Annotated in this window: 19 protein-coding genes; 16 read left to right on the top strand and 3 right to left on the bottom strand. The window is 66.4% G+C overall.

Translation table 11 applies throughout. The annotated features are described in order from the left end of the window. Positions 1-2: 2 nt before the first annotated feature. Together budA and I2456_RS07575 are read right to left on the bottom strand one after the other, a co-directional pair. The gene (budA, locus tag I2456_RS07580; RefSeq protein WP_068026363.1) at positions 3-782 is read right to left on the bottom strand and encodes an acetolactate decarboxylase; all 780 of its coding nucleotides are present in this window, start codon (positions 780-782) and stop codon (positions 3-5) included. 82 nt (positions 783-864) lie between these two features. After that, positions 865-1,722 carry an oxidoreductase gene (locus I2456_RS07575; protein ID WP_085075534.1) on the bottom strand — a complete coding sequence of 286 codons (858 nt, stop codon included), beginning with the start codon at positions 1,720-1,722 and terminating at the stop codon, positions 865-867. A 23-nt stretch (positions 1,723-1,745) separates the two neighbouring features. Between I2456_RS07575 and I2456_RS07570 the strand changes: the two genes are divergently transcribed. From I2456_RS07570 to I2456_RS07510, 13 genes are all read left to right on the top strand, one after another. After that, entirely contained in the window at positions 1,746-2,744 is a 999-nt protein-coding gene (locus tag I2456_RS07570; RefSeq protein ID WP_085075535.1) for an oxidoreductase, read from the top strand. Positions 2,745-2,786: 42 nt separating this feature from the next. After that, positions 2,787-3,761, top strand: coding sequence for an NADPH:quinone oxidoreductase family protein (locus tag I2456_RS07565; RefSeq protein WP_085075536.1), 975 nt, complete (start codon positions 2,787-2,789; stop codon positions 3,759-3,761). A 92-nt stretch (positions 3,762-3,853) separates the two neighbouring features. Further along, complete coding sequence (locus tag I2456_RS07560) at positions 3,854-4,945, top strand: homogentisate 1,2-dioxygenase (RefSeq protein WP_068026376.1); 1,092 nt, start codon at positions 3,854-3,856, stop codon at positions 4,943-4,945. An 11-nt stretch (positions 4,946-4,956) separates the two neighbouring features. Beyond that, complete coding sequence (locus I2456_RS07555; protein WP_174814201.1) at positions 4,957-6,132, top strand: alpha/beta hydrolase; 1,176 nt, start codon at positions 4,957-4,959, stop codon at positions 6,130-6,132. Then, positions 6,129-7,334, top strand: a complete 1,206-nt coding sequence (locus tag I2456_RS07550) for a CaiB/BaiF CoA transferase family protein (RefSeq protein ID WP_085075538.1) — start codon at positions 6,129-6,131, stop codon at positions 7,332-7,334. The genes I2456_RS07555 and I2456_RS07550 overlap by 4 nt, the downstream gene beginning before the upstream one ends. Next, positions 7,331-8,224 carry a hydroxymethylglutaryl-CoA lyase gene (locus I2456_RS07545; RefSeq protein ID WP_068026386.1) on the top strand — a complete coding sequence of 298 codons (894 nt, stop codon included), beginning with the start codon at positions 7,331-7,333 and terminating at the stop codon, positions 8,222-8,224. The genes I2456_RS07550 and I2456_RS07545 overlap by 4 nt, the downstream gene beginning before the upstream one ends. After that, positions 8,224-8,856, top strand: coding sequence for a TetR/AcrR family transcriptional regulator (locus I2456_RS07540; protein WP_068157294.1), 633 nt, complete (start codon positions 8,224-8,226; stop codon positions 8,854-8,856). Before I2456_RS07545 ends, I2456_RS07540 begins: the two co-directional genes overlap by 1 nt. A gap of 10 nt (positions 8,857-8,866) precedes the next feature. Continuing rightward, positions 8,867-10,105 carry an acyl-CoA dehydrogenase family protein gene (locus I2456_RS07535; protein WP_085075539.1) on the top strand — a complete coding sequence of 413 codons (1,239 nt, stop codon included), beginning with the start codon at positions 8,867-8,869 and terminating at the stop codon, positions 10,103-10,105. Next, positions 10,102-11,076, top strand: a complete 975-nt coding sequence (locus I2456_RS07530) for a phosphotransferase family protein (protein ID WP_068026395.1) — start codon at positions 10,102-10,104, stop codon at positions 11,074-11,076. Before I2456_RS07535 ends, I2456_RS07530 begins: the two co-directional genes overlap by 4 nt. After that, complete coding sequence (locus I2456_RS07525; protein WP_068026399.1) at positions 11,073-11,414, top strand: DUF6285 domain-containing protein; 342 nt, start codon at positions 11,073-11,075, stop codon at positions 11,412-11,414. Before I2456_RS07530 ends, I2456_RS07525 begins: the two co-directional genes overlap by 4 nt. 11 nt (positions 11,415-11,425) lie before the next feature. Further along, on the top strand, positions 11,426-11,842 hold the full coding sequence (locus I2456_RS07520) for a nuclear transport factor 2 family protein (RefSeq protein WP_085075540.1): 417 nt from the start codon (positions 11,426-11,428) through the stop codon (positions 11,840-11,842). Further along, a complete protein-coding gene (locus I2456_RS07515) occupies positions 11,839-12,378 on the top strand; it encodes a YceI family protein (protein ID WP_085075541.1) in 540 nt (179 codons plus the stop codon). The genes I2456_RS07520 and I2456_RS07515 overlap by 4 nt, the downstream gene beginning before the upstream one ends. 42 nt (positions 12,379-12,420) lie before the next feature. Further along, positions 12,421-12,831 carry an Rv3143 family two-component system response regulator gene (locus I2456_RS07510; RefSeq protein WP_068026408.1) on the top strand — a complete coding sequence of 137 codons (411 nt, stop codon included), beginning with the start codon at positions 12,421-12,423 and terminating at the stop codon, positions 12,829-12,831. A gap of 10 nt (positions 12,832-12,841) precedes the next feature. On the opposite strand, the gene I2456_RS07505 is transcribed toward I2456_RS07510, so the two are convergent. Beyond that, complete coding sequence (locus tag I2456_RS07505) at positions 12,842-14,152, bottom strand: PPE family protein (protein WP_085075542.1); 1,311 nt, start codon at positions 14,150-14,152, stop codon at positions 12,842-12,844. A 381-nt stretch (positions 14,153-14,533) separates the two neighbouring features. Between I2456_RS07505 and I2456_RS07500 the strand changes: the two genes are divergently transcribed. The 3 genes from I2456_RS07500 to I2456_RS07490 are packed head-to-tail and all read left to right on the top strand — an operon-like array spanning position 14,534 to position 16,208. Continuing rightward, the gene (locus tag I2456_RS07500; RefSeq protein WP_085075543.1) at positions 14,534-14,920 is read left to right on the top strand and encodes an NADH-quinone oxidoreductase subunit A; all 387 of its coding nucleotides are present in this window, start codon (positions 14,534-14,536) and stop codon (positions 14,918-14,920) included. Positions 14,921-14,928: 8 nt separating this feature from the next. After that, positions 14,929-15,483, top strand: a complete 555-nt coding sequence (locus tag I2456_RS07495) for a NuoB/complex I 20 kDa subunit family protein (RefSeq protein ID WP_068026417.1) — start codon at positions 14,929-14,931, stop codon at positions 15,481-15,483. Then, the gene (locus tag I2456_RS07490; RefSeq protein ID WP_085075544.1) at positions 15,480-16,208 is read left to right on the top strand and encodes an NADH-quinone oxidoreductase subunit C; all 729 of its coding nucleotides are present in this window, start codon (positions 15,480-15,482) and stop codon (positions 16,206-16,208) included. Before I2456_RS07495 ends, I2456_RS07490 begins: the two co-directional genes overlap by 4 nt. Positions 16,209-16,222 lie beyond the last annotated feature (14 nt).

Raw genomic sequence — 16,222 nt, 5'->3', positions numbered from 1 at the left:
CGTCAACCCCCCTCGGTCCGCCGGATCTGATCGTCCAGATCGTCGTGCTCCAATTCAGCGCTCAGAAACCCCTGAGTGCGCTGCAAGCTCAGATGTAACTCCGAGCGCACGGCGACTTCCACGGTCCCATGCACCAGCTGGTAGTCCAGCGCGTGCCCGCCATGACGGCGTTCGTCGTCGATGAAGTGCGAGTGGTAACCGGCCACCGAGATGCCCTGTTCGTATTCGGGCATCCGGAAACCGGCCAGGGTGCCGTGCACATCGGTGAACGTCACCTCTTGTTGGTCTTGCGTCGCTTCGGTGAATGGCCGATATGGCGGGTGCTGTTCGGTGACCGTCCGCGTTCGAAGCGAACCGAACAGGCCGGTAGTCCTGACGGCAACCATCAGGTTCGTGCTTTCCAAGGTTTGGTCGATCAACGATTTGAGCGCGGCACGATCACACGGCGTAGACACCTCGATCGTCCGGTCCGGCTTGAACCAGGTGACCGCGGCGAATGGGGTGCGTTCGGACAGATCGGCCTTGGTGGCGCTGCCGTCGCTGCGCAGCTGATAGCAATCTCCGTCAAGCACCAGCATTTCGCCGTCCAGGCGGTTGAACGTGCCGAGGCCGAAGTTGCCGTGGCGCAACAACTCTCGGATGGTGAGATCTCCCTCGTACACTCCGTTGAGTAGCGCGCCCATGGTGGAGGTCTGGAAGATCTCGCGTCCGTGGTGCTGGTCGAGGATCGCGTGAGCCCAACGACGCAGGCCGGTCAGCTCATTGTGGTCAAAGGCCGGCAATTGAGGGCTCCTTCCGCGCTCAAGTGAGCTCAGGTGTTCAAACCCGATGCCGCACCTCCGGCGACGGCCGCACGGACCAGCATCACGCCGCGACTGAGTCGAGCTGCCGGCGCGTGTCGTCGTCGAGTTCGATGTCGGCCACCGCCATGTTCTCCTCGAGATGACCGACCGACGAGGTTCCCGGGATCAACAGCACATTGGGTGCCACGCCAAGCGTCCAAGCCAACGCGATCTGCGCCGGAGTGCGACCCAGTCGAGCGGCCGTATCTTGGATGACGTCGTTACCCAACACCGGATTGGACTCCGCGAACGCCGATCCCAGCGGGAAGAACGGCACGAACGCGATGCCGCGCTCGGTGCACTCTTGCAGCACCGGTGTGGAGGATCGGTCGGTGAGATTGAAAGCGTTCTGCACACAAGCGATTTCGGTTTGGTTCAAGGCGTGTAGCAGATGCTCGCGGGTGACTTCGCTGAGCCCGATGGCTCCGATCAACCCCTCATCGCGCGCCGTGATCATGACGGACAGCAGTTCGTCGAAGTGCTGACCGGGACCTTCGCTGTCCATCAGACGCAGATTGACCGCCGCCAATTGGTCCACCCCCAGGGTCTCCAAGTTCGCCTCGAGATCGCGGCGCAACTCACCGGGGTCCTCAATGGGCAACCAGGCCCCGGCGTCATCACGCCGACCGCCCACCTTGCTCACCAGCGCGAGGTTTTCCGGGTAGGGGTACAGCGCCTCGCGGATGAGTTCGTTGGCGACGTTGGGCCCGTAGAACTGCGCGGTGTCGATGTGGTCGACGCCGAGTTCGACCGCGCGTCGCAGCACGGCCAGCGCCTCGTCACGGTTGCGCGGCGGCCCGAAGACACCTGGACCGGGCAATTGCATTGCGCCGAAGCCGATGCGCGCGACCGAGAAGCGACCGAGTGGGAAGGAATCCATGGCATGAGGTTAGCGTCGAAAGCATGGAGACGTTTCGTGCGCTGGTAGCGCGCCAAGACGAGGATCGGATAACCGCGTCGGTCGAGACACTGGCCAGCTCGGATCTGCCACCCGGCGAGGTGACGATTCGGGTGCTGTATTCCAGTGTCAACTTCAAGGACGCGCTGGCGATGACGCCAGGCGGCGGCGTGGTGCGCAACTATCCGGTGGTGCCCGGTATCGATCTCACCGGCGAGGTGGTCGAATCACAGTCGCCGGACTTCGCCGTCGGCGACCCGGTTTTGGCTCACGGCTACCAGATCGGAACGGGACACCATGGCGGCTACGCCGAATACGCTCGGCTACCCGCCGACCAGGTGGTCGCGCTGGGCGCCCTGAGCCCGCGCGAGGGCGCGGCGATCGGCACTGCCGGCTTCACCGCGGCGATGAGCGTGCAGGCCCTGATGGATTGGGGGGTGACACCTGAGGATGGACCGATCGTCGTCACCGGCGCCTCCGGCGGGGTGGGCACGGTCAGCGTGGACTTGCTGGCCGCCGCGGGCTACCGCGTGGTGGCGTCCACGGGCAAGACGCAGGCGGGCGAGCGCTTGAAAAAGCTTGGCGCAGCTGAGGTCATCGGCCGGCTGCCCGCCGATCCCGACGCCAAGCCGCGACCCTTGGCCAAAACCCGCTGGGCGGGTGGCGTGGACTGTGTCGGCGGAGCGACGTTGGCCGATGTGCTCAGCGCCGTCGACTACCGCGGCGCGGTAGCCGCCAGCGGCCTGACCGGCGGCCCCGCGCTGCACACCACGGTGATGCCGTTCATTCTGCGCGGCATCGCCCTGCTGGGCATGGACTCGGTTCAGTTGCCCATCGGTCCGCGCCGGCAGTTGTGGGCGCGGCTCGGTGACTCGCTGCGGCCCCGCCACCTTGACGAGATCACCACCGAGATCGACGTCAAAGACGTTGTCAGCGTGCTTGAAAAACTGCGCGACGGCGCCTTCACCGGCCGCGCTGTGGTGCGGGTCGCCGACGGGTTCTAGATTGAGGCGACGAAATTTTCTGCGGCTGACAACGGAGGTGGCATGCGCGCGGCACGGGTGACTCGGCTCGATGGTCCAGATGCGGTCGAGGTGACCGAGGTCGACGAACCCAGTGGCGACGGCAGTGTCGTCGTCGAGGTTCACGCGGCCGGGGTCGCTTTCCCCGACGCGCTGCTCACCCGCGGGCTCTATCAGTACCGGCCCGACCCGCCGTTTGTGCTCGGAGCCGAAATCGCCGGAGTGGTCAGGTCGGCACCGGACGACGCCCACGTGCGGCCCGGTGATCGGGTGGTCGGCCTCACGATGCTCACCGGCGGCATGGCCGAGGTCGCCGTGCTGGCACCGGACCGAACCTTCAAGCTGCCTGACAACGTCAGCTTCGAGGCGGGCGCCGGCGTGCTGTTCAACGACCTGACCGTCTACTTCGCGCTGACCGAGCGGGGGCGCTTGCGCGCGGGTGAGACGGTCCTGGTGCATGGCGCTGCCGGCGGCATCGGCACGTCGGCCCTGCGGCTGGCTTCGGTGCTCGGCGCTTCCCGGGTCATCGCCGTGGTCAGCACCGAGGAAAAGGGCGAAATCGCAACGGCGGCCGGGGCGACCGATGTGGTGCTGGCCGAGGGCTTCAAAGACGCGGCCAAGGAGTTGACCGGTGGCCGCGGGGTCGACATCGTGGTGGACCCGGTCGGCGGTGACCGGTTCACCGATTCACTGCGATCGCTGGCCCCCGGGGGGCGACTGCTGGTCGTCGGCTTCACCGGCGGCGAGATCCCCACCGTCAAGGTGAATCGGTTGCTACTCAACAACATCGACGTCGTCGGTGTCGGCTGGGGAGCCTGGACCGGAACGCACCCCGGCGCGTTGACCGAGCAGTGGGCGGCATTGGAAGAGCTGCTGCGCTCCGGCAAGCTGGCGCCACCCGAACCGGTGGTCTACCCGCTGGAGCAGGCTGGCGCCGCGATCGCGTCCTTGGAGAATCGCAGCGCCAAGGGCAAAGTCGTCTTACGCGTCCGCGACTGATCGCCCGGGCATGGCGCCCGTCCTTGCGCATTCGCCATAAGTGAAAGTAATGTCACTTTCAGTTCTTGTCGCGGCGGCCATCGGGAGCGTGCATGGAATCGTTCATTCACCTGCGCAAAGGGAAGACGCCGCGGCGCCTGCACGCCGATCTCGACGGCCTCAAAGACGACGAACTGGGCCGCGGTGGGTTCACCGGACGGACCGCTAACCTGTACCGCCGACACGACCCGACCGCCTATCGATCGGTCGGTCCGCTACGACCCGTCGACGTGCTCGCGGGCGAACTGAAGCCCAGTGACGCGACCGACACCAACGGTGCCCCGCTACTGCTGTTCAGCAACGCCGACTGCCGCATCCTGCTCAGCCGCCGGGGTGAACCGATGCCGTTTCATCTCCGTCACGTCGACGGTGACCTACTGTGCTTCGTGCACCAGGGCGCCGGATTGCTGGAAACCGAGTTCGGGCCACTGCGCTACCGCGAGGGCGATTGGATCTACCTGCCCAAGGCATGCACCTGGCGGCAGATCCCCCAGTCCCAAACCACGCTGCTCATGGTGGAAGCCACCGACGAGTTCGGAGTTCCGCCGCCCGGCCAGCTGGGCCGGCATTTCCCGTTCGACCCGTCGCAAGTCACCATCGCCGAACCGGCCCCACTCGAAGACGACGGCCGCGATGAGTACGAGGTCCGACTTGTTCACCAGGGCGGCCCGACATCCCTTTATTACCAACATCATCCGATCGACGTCGAAGGCTGGCGGGGGGACAACTTCGCGTTCACCTTCAACATCGCCGACTACAACGTCGTCACCTCCGATAGTGTGCACCTGCCCCCCACGGTGCACCTGTTCATGCAGGCCACTGGCGTCTACGTGATGAACTTCTTGCCCAAGCCCGCCGAGGGAGTCCCCGGCACCGAACGCACGCCGTGGTATCACCGCAACGTGGACTACGACGAAGTCGCGTTCTTCCACGGCGGCTCGCTCTACGGCATTCCGATGCCGCCGGGCCTGATCTCGCATGCGCCACAGGGCGTTCACCACGGCGCTCCGGAGAAGGCGCGAGAACGCGCACGCCGCAAGTTCGACGACTACTCCCGGGTCGACTGGCAGGTCATCGCCATCGACACCCGGCGCCGACTTACACCCTCGGCCGAGGTGCTGGCTCACGACCTGGGACAACACTGATGCCTGCGGTGGTGAAGCACGACTACGACCGCATTCCCTATCTGGTTGCTTTTCAGAACAATTCCGGTGTCCGCGACGTGTACGGCGGGCTAGCAGACATCACCGTGCTGGAAAGCTACCTGCTCCAGCCCAAGGACAAGCCCTCGGACACCGTGCTGGTGTTCATGCACCCGATCGGTGGCGGCGCCTACCTGCCGATGATCAACGCGCTGGCCCGGGCCGGACATCATGTCATCTACTGCAACAGCCGCTTTCGCGGAACCGACTCGGCGCTAGTGATGGAGAAAGTGGTCGAGGACCTAGGCGAATGCATCAAAGACGCCAAGAAGCGCCTCGGCTATCAGAAGGTGGTGCTGGCCGGCTGGAGTGGGGGCGGGTCGTTGTCGGTGTTCTATCAGCAGCAGGCCCAGCACCCGACCATCACCTCCAGCCCGTCGGGCGACGGGCCCGACCTGACCGCGCTGGACCTGCCCGCCGCCGACGGCATCATGCTGCTGGCGGCCCATATCAGCCGCCACGGCACGCTGACCGAATGGCTGGACGCCTCCATTCTTGACGAGTCCGATCCCACCAAGCGGGACCCGGAGTTGGATCTGTACAACCCCGCCAACCCCAACCGACCGCCCTACCGCCAGGCTTTCCTGGACAGGTATCGGCAGGCACAGATCGACCGCAACCGGCGCATCACCGCCTGGGTCAAAGCCAAGTTCGCTGAGCTACAGGCCGCTGGTCGCCCGGACGACGAGTTCGGGTTCGTCGTTCATGGCACCATGGCCGACCCGCGCTGGCTCGACCCAGCCGTCGATCCCAACGAACGCGCCCCCGGCACCTGCTACCTCGGCGACCCGCAGGTGGTGAACATGAGTCCGGTTGGCTTGGCCCGGTTTTCGACGCTGCGCGGCTGGCTGTCGCAATGGAGCTACGACGATGCCCGCGGCGACGGCGTGGCGTGTGGGCGTGACCTTGCCATCCCGGCGCTGGTCATCGGTAATCTGGCCGATGACGCCTGCACGCCCAGCCACACCCGCCGGCTTTTCGAGGCCATCGGGCATCCGGACAAGGAGATGTACGAGATCTCTGGCGCGACCCACTATTACGCCGGCCCTGACCAGCGCGACAAGCTGCGACAGGCCGTCGACATCGTCACCGACTGGCTGAGGCGCCACGAGTTCGCGGGAGCCGAGTGACTGCCCTGGGCCCGCTGGACGGCATCCGGGTGCTCGAACTGGGCACCCTGATCGCCGGCCCCTTTGCCGGCCGGCTGCTGGGTGATATGGGCGCCGACGTCATCAAGGTGGAGCCGCCCGGCGCCCCCGACCCGCTGCGCACCTGGGGTCAGGCCGAGGTCGACGGCGAACACGTGTTCTGGACCGTGCACGCCCGCAACAAGCGCGGCATAACGCTCGATCTGCGCCGGCCCCGCGGCCGCGAGCTGTTCCTCGAGTTGGTGGAGAAATCCGACATCGTCGTGGAGAACTTCCGCCCCGGCACGCTCGAGCGCTGGAATCTGGGCTACGACGTGCTGAGCGAACGCAATCCGGGCATCATCCTGGTCCGAGTCTCGGGCTACGGGCAAACGGGGCCCGACGCGCACAAGGCCGGTTACGCTTCCGTCGCCGAGGCGGCCAGCGGGCTGCGTCATCTCAACGGATTTCCCGGCGGTCCGCCGCCGCGCCTGGCCTTGTCTCTGGGTGACAGCCTGGCCGGCATGTTCGGCGCCCAGGGCGCGTTGGCTGCGCTGTATCGACGCAGCGTGACCGGGCGCGGTCAGGTGGTCGATGTCGCGTTGACCGAATCATGCCTGGCGGTGCAGGAATCCACGATCCCGGACTACGACGCCGGCGGTGTGGTGCGCGGCCCGTCGGGCACCAGGCTGGAAGGCATTGCGCCGTCGAACATTTACCGCAGCGCCGACGGCTCCTGGGTGGTGATCGCGGCCAATCAGGACACCGTGTTCGCCCGCCTGTGCAAGGCGATGGGCCGCCCGGAACTGGCCACCGACAATCGGTTCGCCACGCATGGCGCGCGCGGGCGCAACCAGGACGCACTCGACATCATCATCGGCGCCTGGGCCGCCGAACGCGCTCCTGGCGAAATCATCGAAACCCTGAGCGCCGCAGGGGTCATCGCCGGACCCATCAACACCGTCGCCGAGGTGGTCAACGACCCGCAGCTGCGGGCCCGCGGCATGCTCGTCGAGCACTATGACGAACGGATCGGCCGCCCGGTGCTCGGACCGGGCATCGTGCCGGTGTTCTCGGAATCCCCCGGCGCCGTCCGCGCCGCCGGGCCGGCGCGCCCGGGCCAACACAACGACGACGTCTATCTGGGCCTGCTCGGCAAGACCGCCGAAGAGGTGGCGCAGTTGCGTGGCGAGGAGGTGCTATGACACACGTCGACATCCGCGAGGTGTCGCTGCGCGATGGTTTGCAAATCGAGAAGCCAATCCCGTTGTCCGCCAAGCTCGAGTTGCTCGCGGCGGTCGCGGCCACCGGAGTGCGGGAAGTGGAGGCGACCGCCTTCGTCTCCCCGTCGAAGGTGCCGTCCATGGCCGACGCCGCCGAACTCGCCGCCGAGTTGCACAACTATCCCGACATCGATTTCTCCGCGCTGGTCGCCAGTCCCAACGGCGCACGCCGGGCCATCGCCGCCGGGCTGCGCTCGGTGGAATACGTGGTGGCCGCCAGCGACGCGTTCAGCAACGCCAACGTCGGGCGTGACAGCGCCCAAGCCACCGGACAAATCGGCGATATCGTGGCCATCGCTCACGACGGCGGCGCCACCGTGGAGGTCATCGTCGCCACGGCGTGGGACTGCCCGTTCGACGGGCCGACGCCGCCGCAGCGGGTTCTGGACATCGCCGCGGCCGCCTGCGATCAGGGAGTGGACCGGTTCTGCATCGCCGACACCATCGGCACCGCCACTCCGGGACGAGTCAAGTCGCTTATCGCCCAACTTCGTCCGGTCATCGGGGACCTGCCATTGGGGGGACACTTCCACAACACCCGCGGCTCGGGCTTGGCCAGCGCCTACGCGGCGGTCGATTCCGGGGTCACTCGGCTGGACGCGTCGGTCGGCGGGCTCGGTGGATGCCCGTTCGCCCCGGGCGCGACCGGCAACATCGCCACCGAGGATCTGGTGTATCTGTTGCGCGACAGCGATATCGACGTGGACATCGATTTGACCGCCGCCGTCGCGGCGGCGCGGGTCGCCCAATCGGTGGTCGGGCACGACTTACCCAGCGCACTCTTGCGCGCCGGAGACCGGATTCGCAGCTGATGTCGGCTCCCCAGGGTTCACGAGCGCTCAGCGCCAAGGGCCGCCAGACCCAGGAGGCGATCGAGCAAGCCGCCCGAAAGCTGTTCGCCGAGCGCGGCTTTCATGGCACCACCTTGGCCGACATCACCGCGGCGGCGGGCAAATCGTCGGCGGTGTTCTACCGGTACTTCACTGACAAGGAGGATTTGCTGGCCGCCCTGGCGCAATCCTTCCTGCACGACGTTGTGACACCGTCCGGATTGAGCGTGCACCTCCCGGAATCGCCCAACGACGATGCGTTCTTCACATCGGTGGTCACCGGGTACTGGAACATGTTCAAGCAGAACATCGGCATCATGATCGCGGTCGCTCAACTCGCGGCCACCAAACAACGCTTCGCCACAGTGCAGAACCAATTCCGGCGGTTCGGCATGGACATCGTCGCCGCGTCCGTCCGCCGTGCCCAGGAGCACGGCTACGGCGGGGAACTGAATCCGGAACACACGGCGGCCGCGATCGCGCTGCTGTTCGAGAACTTCACCACCGTCTTCGTCGGAACCGCCGGCAACGGTGGACTCGGCGTCACCATCACCGACGAAGACGCCGTCGCCACCCTATCGACCGTCTGGAAGAAAACTCTCTACGGCGCTTAAGGAGATCATCGTGGATTTCGCTCTGCCAGAACACCTCCCGGGCGTCCTTGCGGAGATGGACGAGTTCATCGAGACCGAGATCAAGCCGCTGGAGCGCGAACACATCCAGTACTTCGACAAGCGCCGAGAACACGCCCGCACCGACTGGGACAATGACGGTGTTCCACGCGCCGAATGGGAAGATCTGCTTTCCGAGATGCGTCGGCGCGCCGACCGGGCGGGCTGGCTGCGCTACGGCCTGCCGTCGCAATTCGGCGGTCGTGACGGCACCAACATCGACATGGCCGTCATCCGCGAGCACTTGGCGCACAAAGGACTAGGCCTGCACAACGACCTGCAGAACGAGTCGTCCATCGTCGGCAACTTCCCGCAGGTCATCATGATGGACCGGTTCGGGACCGAGACGCAGAAAACCGAATGGATCGAAGCGCTGATCACCGGTGAGCGGTCGATGGCCTTCGGATTGACCGAACCCAACCACGGATCGGACGCCACCTGGCTGGAGACCCGCGCCGAGCGAGACGGCGACGGCTGGATCATCAACGGCGCCAAGCGGTTCAACACCGGGGTGCACCGCGCCACCCACGATCTGGTGTTCGCCCGCACCTCCGGCGAACCCGGACACCCGCTTGGCATCACCGCGTTCCTGGTGCCCACCGACGCCCCGGGGTTCCACGTGCCCTACTACTGGTGGACGTTCAACATGCCGACCGACCACGGTGAAGTGGAATTGACCGACGTCCGAGTGGCCGACGACGCCGTGCTCGGTGAGGTGGACCGCGGGTTGGAGGTCGGCCAAACGTTCCTGCACGAGAACCGCATTCGCCAGGCGGCCAGCAGCCTCGGTGCCGCCCAGTACTGCATCGACCGCGCCGTCGCTTACGCCGGCGAACGACGAGTGTTCGGCAAGCCGCTGTCGGTCAACCAGGCCGTACAGTGGCCGCTCGTCGAACTGCAGACCGAAGCGCAGATGGTGCGACTGCTGGTGTACTACGCGGCCGCGCACCTGGACAGCAACCACCACATGGAAGTCTCCGACAAGGTGGCGATGGCCAACTACCGCGCCAACAGGCTGGTCTGCGAGGCCGCCGACCGGGCCATGCAAGTGTTCGGCGGCGTCGGCTACAGCCGCCATGAGCCGTTCGAGCACATCTACCGCCATCATCGTCGGTACCGGATCACCGAGGGTGCCGAAGAGATTCAAATGCGCCGAGTTGCCCAGCGGCTGTTCAGGTTCGGCAAGAAGTGACCACGCAACTGCAGGAACGTCTCCCAGCGGTGCTGCAACCGGTGCTCGGCGGGCAAGTGGGGATCGAGAATCTGCGCGCCCTCACCGGTGGCGCCAGCCGCAGCACCTGGGCGTTCGACGCCGTCACCGGTGCGCAGCGCCGAGCACTGATCCTGCGTATCGGCCCGCCCGATGACGTCCATGCCGGGATGGAATTGGAGGCGCGCGTGCAGGCCGCCGCCGCAGCGGTCGGGGCACCCGTCCCGGCCATTCTGACCGCATCGGACTCGCCTGCCGCACTGGGTAACCCGTTCTTGATCTGCCAAGAGATCAAGGGCGAGACCATTGTTCGCCGCATCGAACGTCAACTCGACGCATCCGGGCGGGAGCGGCTGTTAGGCCAATGCGCGCAGGCGCTCGCGGCCATCCATCGCGCCGACACCGCCGATCCCAGCTTGGAACGCGGCGATCAACTCATGCAATGGCGTGAGCGACTCGACGCCATGGGTGACACCACCGCGACCTTCGAGTGGGGATTCCGTTGGCTGGCTGCCCATCAGCCGCCGCCGTCGCCCGCGGTCCTGGTGCACGGCGACTTCCGCATGGGCAACCTGATCGTCGACGGATCCGATCTCGCCGCGGTGCTCGATTGGGAGCTCGTTCATGTCGGTGCCGCCTATGAGGACCTGGCCTGGTTCTGTATTCGCGCGTGGCGTTTCGGCGCCCCGGCCAGCCGCGGCGCAGGCGGTCTGGGTGGCATCGAGGATTTCCTGCAAGCCTACGAGGAGGCCAGCGAGACCTCCCTCGACCGGGTGGCGTTTCACTGGTGGCTGGTGCTGGCGACGTTGCGGTGGGGCATCATCTGTCGGCATCAGGCCGAACGCCACTTGAGCGGACAGGCCCGCTCGGTGGAGTTGGCCACGATTGGGCGGCGGGTGTGCGAAACGGAGTGGGACCTGCTCGCTCTGCTCGACGAGGGGGTCGGCGTATGACAACCGGCGATTCGCTGCACGGACGGCCGACGGCGGCCGAGTTGGTCGCGGCGGTCGCCGAATTCCTGGAAGGCGATGTGCGGGCGGCCACCAGCGGACAGGTCAATTTTCATGCCAGGGTGGCGGCCAACGCACTGCGCATAGTGGAACGAGAGCTGCTCTCCCCACGTGACGGACGCGAGCCACTGGCCGAGTTGGGCTACGGCGATGAGGCCGCGCTCGCCGCGGCGATCCGCGCCGGCGAATTGGACGGACGCGCCGGCGAGGTCGTCACGTGTTTGCGCACACTGGTGCGGCACCGGTTGGCGGTCGCCCATCCCGGATACGACAGCGAATAGGAGTCAGCGCCATGTCCGCTACCACCGACCAGGCCATCGTCGAGGTGGCCGACCGGTTGTTCACCGCAATCGAGCGCAGCGACGTGGCGGCCGTTGAGCAGCTTTGGAGCGACGACATCGCGGTGTGGCGAGTCGGTACCCGGCGGGACAACGACAAGGCCCGGGCGTTGCGCGTCATCGACTGGTTCATCGCGGCGACCACCGAACGCCGTTACGAAATACTCGACCGGCAACTCTTCGATGACAAGTCCGTCCGGGGCTTCGTGCAACAGCACGTGTTGCACGCGACGGGCCATGCAGCACAATCAGTTTCCATGCGCGTCTGTATTGTCATCAAGTTCGATCCGGACGGCTTGATCAACCGGATCGACGAGTACTTCGACCCCGCCGACATCGCCCCCTTGACGGAGAGTGAGCGAGCCAGATGACCACGCTGGAAACACTGCTGCGAGACCCCGACGCGGCCGGGACATGGTCCTTGCTCCCGGATCGCTCGACGATCACTTTCAAAATCAAGAACATGTGGGGACTGGTCAACGTCAAGGGCAAGTTCACCGAATTCAGCGGAACCGGCGAACTGGCCGACGGTGGCGCAGTTTCGGGCCGAGTCGAGGTCCGCGTCGAATCGATCGACAGCGGCATCGGCCGGCGCGACCGGCACCTACTTTCCGCCGACTTCTTCGACGCCGAACGCTACCCACAGATCACCGTCGACATCACCGCTTTGCAGCCCACGGCAGGCCGGAGAGCCGATCTGCAAGCCCAATTCACCATCAAGGGCAACACCGAAGCGGTGCCGTTCCCGGCCGCGGTCACCGAACTCGACGACGGCTCGGTGCGAATCTCCGGGGAGGCCACACTCGACCGCGCCAAGTTCGGCCTGGACTGGAACAAGCTCGGGGTGATGAGCGAATCGGTGAAGGTCGCAGCAGAGCTGGTCTTCGAGCGAGCGGGCGGTCGGTAACCGAGCGGTGGACACCGGGCGGTTACCAGTAGCATCTGCACCGTGCCCGATTCCAGCGCCAACTCCGACCACCTGCGGATCCTGGTCTACAGCGACAACGTTCAAACCCGCGAAGAAGTGATGCGGGCCTTGGGCAAGCAGCTGCATCCGGACCTGCCCGAGTTGAGCTACGTGGAAGTCGCGACCGGACCGATGGTGATACGGACGATGGACGAGGGTGGCATCGACTTGGCCATCCTGGACGGAGAAGCGTCGCCGACCGGAGGCATGGGAATCGCAAAACAGCTCAAAGACGAGCTAGACGACTGCCCACCGATTCTGGTGCTCACCGGACGTCCCGACGATGCCTGGTTGGCCAGCTGGTCTCGCGCCGAAGCTGCGGTACCGCATCCCCTCGACCCCATCGTGCTGGGGCGGACAGTGCTGGGACTGCTGCGCGCACCCGCGTTGTGACGGGCAGCGATCAGGCGCCGCGCACCTGAATCTGCGGCTCTTCTTCTTCGGCCACCTGAGGGCGCAGCTCCCCTGCCGCCGCTTCGGGACGCAAGGAGATCGGCTTCCCGACCGCGTCGGCCTCCTGATCCTCCGACGTCCCCGAGGCCGCAACGCCGGCCCGCAGAGGTGACTCCGGAATACCGGAGGCGGTCGTCGCCGGCGCCGCCTGCGGCTTCACGCCTGGAGCCGCCTTGGCCGCGATGTCGGGATCGGCGTTGGGCAGCACCGCCATGCGGGGCGCTGCTTCCTCGGCTTCCACCGGTGGCGCGGCCGCCGGTTCCGGCGCCTGCGTAGACGGACCGGTCGGCGGAGCTGCGGCGCTCGCGTCCCGCGGGGCGATGAGGTCGCTGGCGAAACCCGCGCGGCCGCTGTTGGCGCCGGTCATCGGCATCGGCAGCGGGAAGCCACTGATGCCCGGGCTGCCCACACCGGTGTTGGCGTGGGTGACCGGCCCGCCGCTTCCACCGACAACATTGGCGTTGCCGGCGCTCGGGTCACCCTGCAGCAACGTCGCGCCGGAGTTGCCGTTGGCGATGCCGCTGTCGTAGCCGCCGGCGTTCGTCACCGGTGCTGCCGCGCCCGAGCCGGCACCGCCGCCACCGGCGGCGCCGTTGTGATCCGCTGCGGGCGCCGCCGCGCCGGCGTCACCACCGCCGCCACCACCGGCGGAGCCGCCCGCAGGACCAGCGCCGCCGCCACCGGCGGCGCCGTTGGCGGCCGATATCGCCCCGCTGATCCCTGACCCGATCGCGGGAAGGGTCTGCAGCACACTCGACCAGGGCACGACTTGGGCGGCCACGGCCGCCGCGCCGGAGTAGTAGCTGGCCATCGCGGCCACGTCCGCGGCCCACATCTCCTCATAGATGCTCTCGGCCAGCGCGATCAACGGCGCGTTCTGGCCGAAGATGTTCGACATCACCAATTGGACGAAGGCGTTGCGGTTGGCGTCTACCTCGAGCGGGTGGATGATGGCCGCCCGGGCCGCCTCGAACATGCTGGTCACCGCGTTCGCCTGTTGGGCGGCACCGGCGGATTGCGCCGCCGCCGCGTTCAGCCAGGCCGCATAGGGGGCGGCCGCGGCCGCCATCGCCGCCGCCGCCGTTCCTTGCCAGGCCTGTCCGGCCAGCCCCGCGGTGACCGAGGCGAACGATTCCGCCGCACTGGCCAGCTCGGCAGCCAAGCCCTGCCAAGCCGCCGCGGCCTCCAGCATCGGCGCCGTACCCGCGCCGATGAACATGCGCAGGGAGTTGATCTCCGGCGGCAGCGTAAAGAAACTCACAGCTTTGGTCCCTCCCAGATCGGCTGTCTGCGTCAGCGCTGACCTTGCGGAAGCTCTGCGACTACCCGGTGAGTCAAGACACTAGCAACAAGCGCTCCGGTTTTTGGGCGGTTCGCGGGTTATTCACAGGATCGGATCCAAGGGCAATCAAGCCCTGCCACCTCCGTCGTTGCGGCCGGGACGGCGAACCCACCGTCCGCAGCCGCCCGCAAATCCTGGGGTGTCTGTGAGCCTGTACCCCGGGCATGTGCTCCGGCCGTCGCGCGACTATGTTGAATATCACTGTGATGGCCACCAGCCCGGTGCGTCACAGCAGCCCGGTTACCGCCTGGCCGCCCTCAGCAGCCGCAGAGCGGCCCGTACGACGGATCTTGGAGCGAGTTGAACGTCTACATACCCATCTTGGTGCTGGGGGCGATTGCCGCGGCCTTCGCCGTGGTGTCGGTCGTGATCGCCAGCCTGGTCGGCCCGTCCCGCTTCAATCGATCGAAGCTGGCGGCCTACGAATGCGGAATTGAACCCGCGGAGAACTCGGTAACCTCGGCCAGCGGCGTCCCAGCAGCCAGCGGCCAGCGGTTCCCGGTGAAGTATTACCTGACCGCAATGTTGTTCATCGTCTTCGACATCGAAATTGTGTTCCTCTATCCATGGGCGGTCAGTTATGACGCGCTGGGGACCTTCGCGCTCGTCGAGATGGTGGTGTTCATGCTGACGGTTTTCGTGGCCTACGCGTATGTGTGGCGCCGCGGCGGCCTGACGTGGGATTGAGGTAGAACGTGGGACTGGAAGAACAGCTGCCCGGCGGCATACTGCTGTCCACAGTTGAGAAGGTGGCGGGCTACGTCCGCAAGAACTCGTTGTGGCCCGCGACGTTCGGCCTGGCCTGCTGCGCCATCGAGATGATGGCGACCGCGGGACCACGTTTCGACATCGCGCGGTTCGGCATGGAGCGGTTCTCCGCTACACCGCGCCAGGCCGACCTGATGATCGTCGCCGGCCGGGTCAGCCAGAAGATGGCACCGGTGCTGCGGCAGATCTATGACCAGATGGCCGAGCCGAAATGGGTGCTGGCCATGGGTGTGTGCGCCTCGTCGGGCGGCATGTTCAACAACTACGCGATCGTGCAGGGCGTGGACCACATCGTGCCGGTCGACATCTACCTCCCCGGCTGCCCGCCGCGGCCGGAGATGCTGCTGTACGCAATTCTGAAGTTGCACGAGAAGATTCAGGAGATGCCGCTGGGCGTCAACCGTGAGCAGGCCATCGCCGAAGCCGAACAAGCGGCGTTGGCCGCCCGGCCCACGATTGAGATGCAGGGACTGCTGCGATGAGTTCGCCGGACAACGACCCGCAGGGAGCCACCCTCACCCCCGGCGCGGACCCACCTACAGACGGCGGCGAAGTAATCAACGTGCGCCGCGGCATGTTCGGGGTTTCCGGCACCGGTGACACCTCCGGCTACGGCCGATTGGTGCGCGAGGTCACCCTGCCGGGCGGCAGCCCCCGTCCCTATGGCAGCTATTTCGACGACATCGCCGACCAACTCACCGAGGCGCTACAAGGCGAGGGCATCGAATTCGATGACGCGATAGAGAAAGTCGTCGTCTACCGCAACGAGCTGACGCTGCACGTTCGCCGCGAGCGGCTGGTCCAGGTCGCCCGACGGCTGCGCGACGAACCGAAGTTGCGTTTCGAGCTGTGCCTGGGCGTCAGCGGTGTGCACTACCCGAATGAAACCGGCCGGGAACTGCACGCCGTCTACCCACTCAAGTCGATCACCCACAACCGTCGCTTGCGTCTGGAAGTCTCTGCCCCAGACAGCGATCCACACATCCCGTCGCTGTTCACGGTGTACCCGACCAACGACTGGCACGAGCGGGAAACCTACGACTTCTTCGGGATCATCTTCGACGGTCATCCGTCACTGACCCGCATCGAAATGCCCGACGACTGGCACGGTCACCCGCAACGTAAGGACTATCCACTCGGCGGCATCCCGGTCGAGTACAAGGGCGCGCAGATACCTCCGCCCGACGAACGCAGGGGTTACAACTGATGATCGATAACGAG

It is taken from the genome of Mycobacterium kubicae (assembly GCF_015689175.1).
GTDB lineage: Bacteria > Actinomycetota > Actinomycetes > Mycobacteriales > Mycobacteriaceae > Mycobacterium > Mycobacterium kubicae.
This window is presented reverse-complemented; position numbering and strand designations above follow the sequence as displayed.